Source organism: Pseudoalteromonas rhizosphaerae (assembly GCF_028885455.1).
In the GTDB taxonomy this organism is placed as follows: domain Bacteria; phylum Pseudomonadota; class Gammaproteobacteria; order Enterobacterales; family Alteromonadaceae; genus Pseudoalteromonas; species Pseudoalteromonas rhizosphaerae.
In genome coordinates this window covers 287520-300788 of sequence record NZ_CP118496.1, presented here as the reverse complement: position 1 = coordinate 300788, position 13269 = coordinate 287520, and the positions used below count along the sequence as shown (strand labels likewise).

Below are 13269 nucleotides of genomic sequence, written 5' to 3'. Positions count from 1 at the left end.
TTTAAGGTGGGTTACGGTATATCCGCTATTTTGTCGCAAAACAGCGAATATGCACAAATTTATACCAGTGGCTCAAGCACTGAAAGGTCAATAAAGTGGTCTTTCATGAAAGTTTTCATCTCGTCTTCACTTGCCGTTAGTTGAATACCAAACTGGGCGCTAGTGGCATGGCTTTTAACACTGCATATTTGTCCGCTAAACTCAGTAACACCTTTATTGTTTTTATCGAGCATAATATGACACTGAGTATTCTTTAATTCACTGAGATCAGCTTTACTTTTTACATCAAACATTACCCCAGTTACTGAGATATCTTTAATAACTCCTTGCATCTCGCGTTCGTCATTAAACTTTATTTTTGCAGCTAATAATGTGGGAATACGAGTTTGTGATCGCAAACTAAATAATTGCACTTCAGTTGGGAAATTTAAATAAATAAGCCGTGCCGGGTGCGACGACACTGACATAACCTGCTGACGAAATGCTATAACTTGCCCGCCACCGGTTTCAAGCACCGCTCTGACGATCACCACAACACCATCTTTTAAATATTCACCCGCGTTACTTAAGCGCTTGGCTGATGGATAATTTAAAATCACAAAACGCTCATGCAATAAACCAACAAATTCAGTTTTAATTCGCTTACTGGCTGTGGGTGTTAATATTTCGACATCAACAATGCTACCAGCACTAATGTAGGCAAGGTTTTCTAAGTTTAATTGTTGTCTTGTTTTTGCCATTTCCTTTCCAACTATAAATAACCTTGTACAAGTGCTCGCTTTTATACAAACTAACCACGCCAGAAGGTCGGTGTAAACAACACTAATAAGGTGAATATCTCTAATCGCCCGAACACCATCGCAATGGTTAATAGCCATTTAGCGCCATCACTAATAGCGCCATAATGCGACGCAACATCCCCCAAACCAGGGCCGAGGTTATTTAAGCAAGCTGCGGTGGCTGAGAACGCCGTTATGTTATCCATACCGGTCCCCATTAACGCTAACATAATAATGACAAATACCAACGCATAAGCAGAGAAAAATCCCCATACGGCTTCAACTACTTTATCTGGTAATGCCTTACGACCAAGTTTAATAGAGTAAATAGCACGAGGATGCACTAACCGATTAAGCTCACGTATTCCTTGCAGATAAAGTAAAAACACTCGGACTACTTTCATACCGCCGCCAGTGGAACCTGCACAACCACCAATAAAGCTCGAAAATATCAGTAAAATAGGCAAGAATAAGGGCCATGCTGAAAAATTATCGGTGGCAAAACCCGCAGTAGTACTAATTGATACCGCTTGAAATAATGCCTGATCGAGCGTTTCGTCACCGTTTGCATATATGTTATTGGACGACAGTACAGTAAAACACACTATCACCAGCGCTAGTTGAATAAACAAAAACACTTTAAACTCAGGGTCGCGGATATACACTCTGAGATTTCGACTCGAAACAGCTGCGTAATGCAAGGTGAAATTAACGGCAGCGATGATTAGAAATATCACGCAAATAAAGTTGATTAATGGACTGTCAAAATGTCCCATAGAAGCATCGTAAGTAGAGAATCCGCCTATTGCAACAGTAGAAAATGAATGACAAATAGCATCAAACCAATTCATTCCGGCAGCCCAGTACGCTAAAGTACACGCGATAGTTAACGACACATAAATATACCAAAGATGTTTTGCGGTATCGGCAATACGTGGCGTCATTTTGGAATCTTTTACAGGCCCTGGAGTTTCAGCTCGATACAACTGCATACCACCAACGCCAAGCATGGGTAGCACTGCAACCGCTAATACGATTATCCCCATACCGCCTAACCATTGCAGTTGTTGGCGATAAAACAATACCGATTTAGGGAGATATTCAATGCCTGTTAACACTGTAGCACCGGTTGTAGTTAGCCCTGAAAACGCTTCGAATACCGCATCCGCTAATGATAAATTAGGTTCTTGTAAAAAAATCAGCGGTAAAGATGCGAATGCCCCTAGAACTAACCAAAATAGCACCACAATTAAAAAACCTTCGCGAGCTTTTAAATCTCCCTGCTCGCGTCTATTTGGATAGTATGCAAGTAAACCAATAATGACACTGAATATAAATGCGAGAACAAATGGCACGCCACCACCATCTTTATAAATGAGCGATACAATTGCCGGCGGCACCATAGTGATACTGAACAGTACAACCAGTTGGCCGAGAATTTTTATGATGGTACGAAATTGCATTGAGCTATCGCTTTTTTATTAAGTAATGATTAGTGCGTGAATGCTATTGTCTTACTCTTTAATACTTAACTCAACCGCGCCATGGCTCAAATCATAAATATCTTTTATGGCTTGTGTGGCTTGGCGGCTATCTATAGTAATAACCCATTCTATATTAGCAGTAAATTGCTTTTCTATGTTAAGTACTTGAAATTGCGTTTTTAGTAACTGCTCTATCGCTCCTTGCGCGCTGTAATCACTACAGCCCACCAGCTCAACACTAGGAACTTTTAATGTAGTTGTTAAATGTGCCAAGGCATTATTTAGCGAGCCGCCATATGCTCTGACTAACCCGCCAGTACCCAGCTTTATACCGCCAAAATAACGAGTAACTACCGCGGTGACTTCTCCAAGCCCAGATCCCATTAATACATTAAGCATAGGTTTGCCTGCAGTACCATTTGGTTCACCATCATCAGAGAAACCATAAACATGACTACCACCAGGATTACCTGCAACATGCGCCCAACAGTTATGACGAGCATCGCTATATTTACTTTCAATCTCACGGATAAACGCTTTTGCCGAGGCTAAATCTGGCGTATGAGCAATATGCACAATAAAGGTGCTTTTTTTTATTTCTTCTTGATGAAAAACGGTTGCTGCTGGGTACTTATATTCTGACATTCTTTGATAAACCCAAATAATGAAGCAAAAAATGGGGCCATATGGCCCCAACTTTTAACACCGGATGATTAATCTAATGCTAAATCACGGGTCATATTTTCTAAGCTATCTTCATGAACAATAATGTTGTCCTCGATGCGAATACCGCCAAATGGTTTAAACGCTTCAACCTTTTCCCAGTTAATAAACTGCTTGTTGTCTGTTTGCGTTAAATCACCAAGTAATGAATCGATAAAGTACAAACCAGGTTCAATCGTGAATACTTGGTTTTTCTCAATCAAGCGCGTACAACGCAAGAATGGATGACCTTCTGGTGGCGCTTGATGTGTACCCTTTTCATCAGCCATAAAACCACCCATATCGTGCACTTGTAAACCAAGATGATGGCCAAGCCCATGCGGAAAGAAAGTCGACGTAATACCGCGCTCAACGATCTCAGTGGCTGGTAACTTAACAATATTAAAATCACTAAGCACCTGAGCAATACGTTGATGGCAATCTAAGTGCAGTTCACCGTATAACAAACCTGGTTTCAGTGCTTTACCCAATGCAATTTGATGCTGTGTCATTGCGGCAATTAATTCGGCAAACTCGCCCGACTTTTTAAAATCATAAGTACGAGTTATATCTGCAGCATAGCCATTAAAATTAGCGCCAGCATCAATTAAGAACGAATGATGTGCTTTTGGGGCTTGAGGCTCAAAATGAGTGTAGTGCAAAATAGCGCAATTTTCGTTAAGCGCAACAATATTGCCATACGGCATTTCGTTTTCGCTTTGGCGAGTGGCCATTAAATACGCTTGCTGAATATCAAATTCAGAGCCACCGTTAAAAAAGGTATCACGCGCAGCTTTGTGGCCATCAACCGCAATACGATTAGCTTGGCGTAAGCATTCAAGTTCGTATTGAGTTTTATAAGCACGGTGGTAATTAAAGTAATTGAGCACCGGCTCTGGGTTCATAATGCTAAAGCCTAGCGCTTGAGCTACTTCTAGGTATTCACCGATATAAGCGTACTTCGCCTTATCGTATGGTAATAGTTTTTCAACTTGATCAGGCTGTAATAATAGCTCGATATCAAAGTAATCAGCCCAAAAATCTCGTGGCTCATCTGGTACTTTGTGCCAAAAATCGACAGGGCGATAAAAAATCAGTTTTGGTTTATCACTGCCATTCACAACAATCCAACAGTGTGGATTATCGATGACCGGTAACCAAGCTTTGAAATGCGGGTTGACTTTAAACGGATAATACATATCGTCTAAAAACTGACGTTTAGCTTGTCCTGAATGGATCACTAAACCTTCTAATCCTTCACGCTCAATAATAGTACGAGTACGCTGCTGCAGTGTTGCAATATGTTCGGCGTATAAAACGGCTAATTTATCCATAGAAAACCCATCTGTTAAATTTAACTTATTTTAAGTCTAACATAGACCCTGTTTAACCCCAATGCAGATGCGCTAAAGCACTTGTGCCTTAGCCACCCATCTTCATATCCAATATTGGTGCCAGTATGTTTCCTTCGCGCCCTAAACGCGTGTGATAAACCTGACGATAAGCAAACACATTTTTTACGTACTCCCGAGTTTCACGGTACGGGATAAGCTCAATCCATAATTCAGCAGGCATAGCTTCATTTGGTAACCACTTTTTGATTCTATGGTAACCAGCGTTATACGAGGCAGTTGCTAATATTTCGTTGCCATGGTTTTTGTTTTTTAAATATTCTAAATACTCTGTGCCTAAACGTATATTTGTTTTCGGCTGATTTAAGCGACTTCCTGAAACAGTACTTTTATTGACATACTTCGCTGTACTTGGTAGTAACTGCATTAAACCACGCGCATTGGCGTGAGAACGCGCATCAGGTGCAAAAGAACTTTCACGGCGCGAAATAGCAATGCTCCAAGTAACATCTATATGATTACGTTTACTATAACGCTCAAATAAATCTTGAAAAGCAAATGGGAAACGTAACTCTACATAATCCCATGCCTTAATTTGCGCTAAAGTATAAATAGTACTGTCGTACCAATCTAATTCTGCTGCGAGTTTTGAAGCCGCGAGCTTTTCTCCATCGCTAGAAGTGCTTGTTAAATAATTCCATTCGCGACGAGCCGAAGTAAACCGCTCAAGTTCATACATCGCTTTAGCACGTTTAAAACCTGGGGCATTAGCGACCTCATGCATTAATTTATCGCTCACTAACAATGGTTGATTATTGAGCTCAATAGGTAACCCCAACCGCGCGGCAGCCAAAAAGCCATAATAATCACGCTCTTTTGCGACTATTTGCCAAATAGCTTTAGCACGCTGTGTATCACCTCGTTGAGCTAAACTGTAGGCTAACCAATATTGCTGACCCAGACTGAGATTTTCTTTACCTGTAAAAAACGCTACGATGCCCGACCAATCCTGAGTTTTCAGCATATTGCCTAACTGCCATTGCATTAATTTACGATCTTGACGATCTTTGGGCACTTTACTCAACCAGAAACGTGCCTCAGGATGACCTCTTGATGCCAACGCTAAAGCAAAACTATAATACACATCAGCCTTTTTCTCGTCAGAATAGTTAAACATTTTGTCTAACTTTTCCCACGCCTTGAGCGCTAAGGTTTTATCTCGCCAAATTAAGCGTTTAATTCCATAGTGTGCAATTTCGCTTTCCTTAACTGTTTTATGCTTGTAACGATACATTCCTGCAACTGCACTGGGATCGCTGCGAACTTTTCGATAAAAGTCAGCCAAGTATTGCTCATTTTTTGGTAATAAAGTTTTTAAGTATGGCAATAAACTTTGCGAACCACCTTGTGCTGATAACGTAATACGTTGCCATATTTGCTCTTGGCTCATATAACCTTTTTTACGCCAAGTACTAAATAATAGGTCACATTCTTCAGGCTGTGATTTCCCAACAGTCCATAAATTTGTTACTTGTCTCATTATCGCTTGTTCTGGTGCCCCTAAATCAAGCTGATACTGCAGGTAAGTGCAAGTCAGTTCAGTATTTGTAGTCTCACGATAATTATTAATAAAAGCGGCTTTGCGGTTTTGCTTTTGCAAATTCTGCAGCCATGCTTTGCGCACCGGCCACTCTAAAGGCGTACTTTGGTAAATAGTTAAATAACGCTCTATTTCAGATTGGTGCTCAATATCGGGATGGCGCTGCCAATAGACTTGTTCCACATAAGGCTTTAATGGATGGTCTAGCTGTGCTGTAATTTCTTTAAACTCCTGATAACTAGCATATTTAACTTTTCTTTCAGCATCTAAAAATGCGTCATGTTCAGTATTAGCGTAGGCAGAAAATAAAGGAAATAATAATGCTGCTGCCGTTACACTTAAAAATTGTTTTTTCATGATGACCTTAAATATTCAAAGGTAAATAAAAGACAAACACTTCGCCTACACCTTAGCACCAAACAAGCTATATTTTAACCAGTAGTAAGACACCACAGTAAATTTTTCGTTGCATTTTTAATTTAAAGCAAGCACACTGATTGAAATGCAAACTCATCGTACCAGTCTTAGTTCACTAACTAGGGAGAATAATAATGTTATATAAAAGCGATTCCTTTGAAGTTGCTTTCATCAAGGATAATATCGCCGAGTTCAAATTTTGTGTTGCAGGTTCTGTAAACACTTTGTCTCAGCAAACCTTGAAAGATTGCGCCTCTGCATTAAAAGAATTAGCCGCAAACAGCGATATCAAAGGCATGATTTTTACCAGTGATAAAGAACACTTTATTATTGGTGCCGATATTTTCGAATTTTTACCTACCTTTACTAAACCAGAAGCTGAATTAGTAACGTGGATCAAAGATGCCACTGATGTTTTTGACGCGCTAGAAGATTTACCATTCCCAACTTTAAGCGCTATCAATGGCTTAGCACTTGGTGGTGGTTGTGAGTGGGTACTTGCTACCGATTATCGTGTTGCTAGCACTGATGCTAAAATTGGTCTACCAGAAGTAAAACTTGGCATCATGCCTGGATTTGGCGGTACAGTTCGCTTACCACGTATTGTTGGTGCTGATAATGCGATGCTTTGGATCACCTCTGGTGCCGAAAACCGCGCAGCTGATGCTTTAAAAGTAGGTGCAGTTGATGCGGTAGTTAGTACTGACAAACTTATAGAGTCAGGAATTTCAACGCTTGAATTAGCAATCTCTGGAAAACTAGATTGGCAAGCTAAGCGACAAGTAAAATTACAACCACTTAAATTGAACCGTGTTGAGCAAGGTATGAGCTTTGCAATGGCAGAAGGTATGGTAATGGGTAAAACCAAAGGCCACTATCCTGCTCCTATTATGGCAGTTCGTACTATTAAAGCAGCAGCAAACTGTACTCGTGATGAAGCAATGGCGATTGAAAATGCCAACTTTGCTAAATTAGCACGCACTCCAGAAGCCGCAGCCCAAACGGGTATTTTCTTAGCAGATCAATACATCAAGGGGAAAGCGCGCAAACAAGCTAAAACCAGTGATGTAGTAATTAAACAAGCTGCAGTACTTGGTGCTGGTATTATGGGTGGCGGTATCGCTTACCAGTCAGCTTATAAAGGAACACCTATTATAATGAAAGACATCCAACAGGATGCGCTTGATTTAGGTATGGGTGAAGCATCTAAGCTATTAGGTCAAAAAGTTCAACGCGGCCATATGGCGATGGACAAAATGGTAGCAACGTTAGGTAAAATCAAACCAACTCTTAATGATAGCGATTTACAAAGCGCTGATATCATTGTTGAAGCAGTTGTTGAAAACCCTAAAGTTAAACAAGCCGTTTTAGCAGGTCTTGAAAAAGACATGCCTGCAGGTACTATCTTAACGTCTAACACATCAACTATTCGTATTGATGAATTAGCCACAGCTCTTGAAAAACCTGAAAATTTCTGTGGTATGCACTTCTTTAACCCAGTGCCAAAAATGCCACTGGTAGAAATTATTCGCGGTGAGAAAACTTCAGAGCAAACGATTAACGCCGTTGTTGATTACGCCTTAAAGTTAGGTAAATCACCTATCGTTGTTAACGATTGCCCAGGATTCTTTGTAAACCGTGTATTATTCCCATACTTTGCCGGCTTTAGTAAGTTAGTTGTTGAAGGCGCTGATTTTGCCAAAGTAGATAAAGTAATGGAAAACGTATTTGGCTGGCCTATGGGTCCTGCATACTTACTTGATGTTGTCGGTATTGATACGGCTTACCACTGTACTGGCGTGATGGCAGATGGTTTCCCTGAGCGCATGTCACGTGCCGAAAAAGATCCGGTAACAATATTCGCTAACGAAAAGCGTTTTGGTCAAAAGAACAAAGCGGGTTTCTACCAGTATGCTCCGGATCGTCGCGGTCGCTTGAAAAAAGCTCAAGATCCACAAGCAGTTGAGCTACTTAGTGCAATCACTGATGCACCGAAAGAGTTTGATAAACAAGAAATTATCGACCGTTGTATGATACCTATGATCAACGAAGTGCTACTGTGTTTACAAGAAAACATTGTTGCTTCTCCACAAGAAGCTGATATGGCACTTATTTACGGTATTGGTTTCCCTCCATTTAGAGGCGGCGCGTTCCGTTACTTAGATCAAACTGGACTAGCTAACTTTGTTGCAACAGCTGACAAATACGCTCATCTAGGTGCGATTTACCAAGTATCTGAACAAACTCGCAAATGGGCTGAAGAAGGCCGTATTTTCTATAAGGTGGAAGGATAAGACCATGAATACTCCAGTAATTGTAGATTGTATCCGCACGCCAATGGGCCGTTCAAAAAACGGTGTATTTAAACATAAGCGTGCAGAAGATTTAAGCGCCCACCTAATGAAGGGCTTACTTGATCGCAACCCAGCCGTTGATCCAGCATCGATTGACGATATCTATTGGGGTTGTGTACAACAAACTTTAGAGCAAGGTTTTAACGTTGCTCGTAATGCCGCATTACTTGCCGGCATTCCTCACACAGTGCCAGCGGTAACAGTAAACCGCTTATGTGGATCATCAATGCAAGCATTACACGATGCTGCTCGCGCAATCATGACTGGCGCTGGTGATACCTACATCATTGGTGGTGTTGAGCACATGGGTCATGTGCCAATGACCCACGGTAACGACTTTCACCCAGGCTTAGCAACTTCAATTGCACAAGCATCTGGCTCAATGGGCTTAACCGCAGAGTACCTTGCAACTATTCACGGTATTACCCGTGAGCAGCAAGACCAATTTGCATACCGCTCACATCAACGAGCTCATGCAGCAACGGTTGAAGGACGTTTCCGCCGCGAAATCCTCGCAATGGAAGGTCATGACGCAGATGGTTCACTGATTTTAGTTGAAGATGACGAAGTAATTCGTCCAGAAACAACGGTAGAAGGCTTATCACAGCTTCGCCCAGTATTTAACCCTGCATCAGGCTCAGTCACTGCCGGTACGTCTTCAGCTCTTTCTGACGGCGCATCTGCTATGTTAGTAATGAGCGAAGAAAAAGCCAAAGCTTTAGGCTTACCAATTCGTGCACGTGTTAAAGCCATGGCGGTTGCAGGTTGCGATCCATCAATCATGGGTTACGGCCCAGTACCAGCAAGTAAAAAAGCATTAGCACAAGCCGGTATCACTATTGATGATATCGATGTTGCTGAGCTTAACGAAGCATTCGCAGCACAGTCACTACCAGTATTAAAAGACCTAGGTCTTGCTGATGTAGTTGATGAAAAAGTGAATTTAAACGGCGGTGCTATTGCTCTGGGTCATCCTTTAGGTTGTTCTGGTTCACGTATCAGCACCTCACTTATTCACTTAATGGAAGATAAAAACGCAAAATATGGTTTAGCAACTATGTGTATTGGTTTAGGCCAAGGCATCGCAACTGTATTTGAACGTGTGCAAGATTAATAAAATGTATTAAGTAATACCTTGGTGATAAAAAGCCGCGTTGATTAAATCAACGCGGCTTTTTTATAATTAATTTTTTGCAGCTAAGTTATGTCGCTTTATAAGCACAAGTGAAGTGACTTTATTTATCAGGCTGAGGTCGTTAAACTAGCAGCCTTAAATTAATCGTTAAGCGCTAAATAAACAGTAAAGGTTATGCAATGAGTTTTGAGAATCCCGATCACCAATTAGATGCCATTGGCCTACGCTGTCCGGAGCCTGTAATGATGATCAGAAGCGCGGTACGTAAAATGGAAAATGGCGAAACTTTATTAATTATTGCCGACGATCCATCAACCACCCGTGATATCCCCAGCTTTTGTATGTTTATGGATCATACACTGTTAGAAAAAGAAGTAGATGCCATACCGTATCGATATTTAGTTAAAAAAGGGCTATAAATCAATAATTAACCCTAATTAAAACATTCATTAATCCCAGTAAAAGTTTAATTTCAACTGCCACTGAAACTCTGTTGCATGTTTATAACCAAATCGTATGTCGAAATCTTGATTGATAGGCACTGATAGCTCGATGTTCGTTGCAATACCGCTTAACTGTTGGTGATAAAACTTCTCAATTGATGTTCTTAGTTTTAAATTAGAAGTTACAGTCGTTAAAAATCCTAGCTCTATTGAAGTATCCAGCCATTGTTGGGTGCTTTGTAATTCACCAGCATAACCATTAATCATACCGTACACTAGCGACTGATTAGCATTTAATAACCATGACTTTCCAACTCCTGCCATGGCAAATGTACTTGAGCAACTAAAGCACTGACTGCGATTTCTTTCATAACCTACATTTATCTGCCATGCCCAACCGCCTTCATTTGGCCACTGACTATAGGCTGGGTTAAATGATTCTAGATCTAAAAGATGTAATTTTTCTAGATATAACTGCGAATCAAATAAAGCAACCTCAACATCCAACATCTCTAAATTAGAGTAAGGAACTCTGGCAATATCAGAAGCTAATGAATCAAAATAACTCAATCTGAAACCTAAATTTAGGCTTTGTTCATTTTTATACACAGTCGAAGAAATAGATATATTTGAGGGTTTCTGAGCTGAATGCGGTGCATATTTATCATAATTAATAAAAGAGGTTTCTTTACCTGGAGGTAGGACTAAACGAGCTTTAATAAGAGCTTTTTTTAACTTTTCAATGTGTTCAACATCATATTTTTTTATTTGCTGCAACTGAACAAACTCAAAAAGAGTTTCAATAATTCGTTTTTTAGTTACCACATCTAGATTTGTAAATGTCAGCTCAAAAAGTATATTTTGCGAATGATAAATAGCTAAAGCCAGCTTAGAGTCTTTTACTGAAAGATTGTTTTCATATTGATTAAAAACACTACTTCTTGAAGGAGTAAACTCAATCTGCTTTACTAGCTTTTCGTTATTATATTGAGCACTATTTAAGCGAGAAAAAATAGTCGCAGGAATAACCCAAGGCGAAAGCTCATTCGTTAACTGCTCCCCTATAATTAATTCAACAACCCTTGCGATATGAAATGCACAGTTTTCATCCGCAAAATAGTAAGAATACTTAGCCCCCATAATTTCCCATAAATGATTAGTTAAAAAGAGGACGTCTTCTTGGCTAAAGTTAAGCTTATATTCCCATATATCTCTCAGCTCTATTTCACCATAGTTATGTTGATGACGGTAAAATAGTTGATCAGAAAAACCAGCCTCGTAACCGCCAAATAACCCTTTCGTAATATAGACCAAACCGTTTTCATTATCAGGAACTAGTGCCCCATAATTTAAGCTGTAATCTAGTAACTTATTGTGCTCTGGCGTTGATCTATTTAGCTTTAAAAGCATATGGCCATAAAGCGAAGCCGGATTACTCATATACCCTGAAGCAAAGACTAAACTTACAGAGTGAATAGGTTGTTTATCTCTCCACTCTATAAGTTCGGTGCATTCAACCTTTGGCTCTGAGAATTCAAGCCCTTGTGATAGTAACCACTGATATCTAGCAGGATACTTGCATTGCATTTGTGCGTCTTTATTAAATGCATCAATCGTTGCTTTTAACTCGGATGAAGGGTTATTTTTGCCATTTTTTGAGATAAAAAATGAATCACTCTCAATATAACTTTGAGGAGATGATGCGTTTTTATAATGCCCTAATTTCAACCAGGTTGGATGCTCGGAAAGTGAGCTAGATGAATAAGATGAAAACGTAGCAAACAGTGCTAGTGCTGGTAAGTATTTGATTGTAGTCATAAGTATGAGTAGGTGCTGACACCTACTCTATTAACAGTTAAATAACTGGGCAAGTAGCTGCAAACTGTGTAGTCACTTTGCTTTCAACAATTGCATATAATGCTTGAGGATTTTGAGCAGGTTTAGTCGCAAAATCGTTACGGATAGCATTTACAATTTGACCATGAGAACTAGCGTCACAACCACGTACATTTAGCATTGCAGTAACATACTCACCTTCACCTTCAGCAATTTCTTGCTCAAGTACAGGGAATGTTTGTTGAATAAATAGAGCTGTTTTTGCACCTGCGCCTTCACAGCTACCAACAGATGATATATTTGAAGATACTGCTGTAGTACCTAAATCCCAAATAATATTTGAAATTGCTGCTGCGGTTCCATTCTCTGGAAATACCATTGCGCCGATACCACAATCCTGCCAAGGGTTAAGACCCTCTTTAGCCTGTAATGGAGCGGCTATAAAAGCCCCCGCTAAAACAACTGCTGTTACTGTAGTTTTTAACATCTGTAATCCTATTTTAATTTTTTTTATTCATATTAACGATCCAAGTATATTATGATTATATTTGGCGCTTTAGAGGTTTTAAATTATTTTTGATATAGTACTCAAAAATAATTGACTTCGATTATTACAAAAAATCTGTACCAATTTTAACAGGGTGTTATTACTTCTGTAAATATAATCAGACATTATAATGGCAATATTTACCCTGTAGCTCTATTTTTTAGTTATTGTTACTTTTGGCTGATCGTTATTATGATAATCGATGCTAACGATGTAGCTGCCTTTAATTGCAGGAGTGAAGCTAAAATAATTATAAGTAGTGTCACAATCGGCAACAACGCTTTGCCCTAACGTCAGAGATTGACCGGTTGGATCTTGTTCACTGAACCCACAGTTATAACCTGCGCTCCACTCCATATCAGCGATTTTAAACTCATACACTTTACCCGGTGTTGAAAACTTTACTTGTGCTTGATAAAGCGCAGGCGCGACTTGAGTAAATTCATATTGCGTTTCTGCATCCCATAAATTGAAGTCGCCGCGTAGGTACATTGTACGGTCAAGTTCTTGGCCTGGCAGTACATCGCTAAGATCTGGCATTTGTATTTGGCTCGAACAAGCACTCAGTAAAGCAACTAGAGCCACTGTTAATATACGTTTCATAGGTATTCCCTCTAATA

The 13269-nt window shown here is 39.9% G+C and carries 11 protein-coding genes; 3 read left to right on the top strand and 8 right to left on the bottom strand.

Annotation, left to right across the window (positions count from 1 at the left end; all coding sequences use genetic code 11):
• Positions 1 to 59: 59 nt before the first annotated feature.
• From PVK79_RS01405 to PVK79_RS01385, 5 genes are all read right to left on the bottom strand, one after another.
• Complete coding sequence (locus PVK79_RS01405) at positions 60 to 740, bottom strand: flagellar brake domain-containing protein (RefSeq protein WP_149983181.1); 681 nt, start codon at positions 738 to 740, stop codon at positions 60 to 62.
• A 50-nt stretch (positions 741 to 790) separates the two neighbouring features.
• A complete protein-coding gene (locus tag PVK79_RS01400) occupies positions 791 to 2242 on the bottom strand; it encodes a TrkH family potassium uptake protein (protein WP_145241744.1) in 1452 nt (483 codons plus the stop codon).
• A gap of 51 nt (positions 2243 to 2293) precedes the next feature.
• The gene (locus PVK79_RS01395) at positions 2294 to 2908 is read right to left on the bottom strand and encodes a YigZ family protein (RefSeq protein WP_149983180.1); all 615 of its coding nucleotides are present in this window, start codon (positions 2906 to 2908) and stop codon (positions 2294 to 2296) included.
• 68 nt (positions 2909 to 2976) lie between these two features.
• The gene (gene pepQ / locus PVK79_RS01390) at positions 2977 to 4299 is read right to left on the bottom strand and encodes a Xaa-Pro dipeptidase (RefSeq protein WP_145241740.1); all 1323 of its coding nucleotides are present in this window, start codon (positions 4297 to 4299) and stop codon (positions 2977 to 2979) included.
• An 88-nt stretch (positions 4300 to 4387) separates the two neighbouring features.
• Complete coding sequence (locus PVK79_RS01385; protein ID WP_257325170.1) at positions 4388 to 6274, bottom strand: transglycosylase SLT domain-containing protein; 1887 nt, start codon at positions 6272 to 6274, stop codon at positions 4388 to 4390.
• Positions 6275 to 6468: 194 nt separating this feature from the next.
• Between PVK79_RS01385 and fadB the strand changes: the two genes are divergently transcribed.
• The 3 genes from fadB (at position 6469) to tusA (ending at position 10242) form a co-directional block, all read left to right on the top strand.
• A complete protein-coding gene (gene fadB / locus PVK79_RS01380; protein WP_145241736.1) occupies positions 6469 to 8628 on the top strand; it encodes a fatty acid oxidation complex subunit alpha FadB in 2160 nt (719 codons plus the stop codon).
• Between the two features lie 4 nt (positions 8629 to 8632).
• A complete protein-coding gene (gene fadA, locus PVK79_RS01375; RefSeq protein WP_145241734.1) occupies positions 8633 to 9802 on the top strand; it encodes an acetyl-CoA C-acyltransferase FadA in 1170 nt (389 codons plus the stop codon).
• A gap of 200 nt (positions 9803 to 10002) precedes the next feature.
• Positions 10003 to 10242, top strand: coding sequence for a sulfurtransferase TusA (gene tusA / locus PVK79_RS01370; protein WP_182731931.1), 240 nt, complete (start codon positions 10003 to 10005; stop codon positions 10240 to 10242).
• A 30-nt stretch (positions 10243 to 10272) separates the two neighbouring features.
• On the opposite strand, the gene PVK79_RS01365 is transcribed toward tusA, so the two are convergent.
• From PVK79_RS01365 to PVK79_RS01355, 3 genes are all read right to left on the bottom strand, one after another.
• Positions 10273 to 11994, bottom strand: coding sequence for an Lnb N-terminal periplasmic domain-containing protein (locus PVK79_RS01365; protein ID WP_257325169.1), 1722 nt, complete (start codon positions 11992 to 11994; stop codon positions 10273 to 10275).
• A 127-nt stretch (positions 11995 to 12121) separates the two neighbouring features.
• Complete coding sequence (locus PVK79_RS01360) at positions 12122 to 12589, bottom strand: DUF3015 family protein (RefSeq protein ID WP_182731929.1); 468 nt, start codon at positions 12587 to 12589, stop codon at positions 12122 to 12124.
• A 213-nt stretch (positions 12590 to 12802) separates the two neighbouring features.
• Complete coding sequence (locus PVK79_RS01355; protein WP_182735381.1) at positions 12803 to 13252, bottom strand: early set domain-containing protein; 450 nt, start codon at positions 13250 to 13252, stop codon at positions 12803 to 12805.
• Between the last annotated feature and the right edge of the window lie 17 nt (positions 13253 to 13269).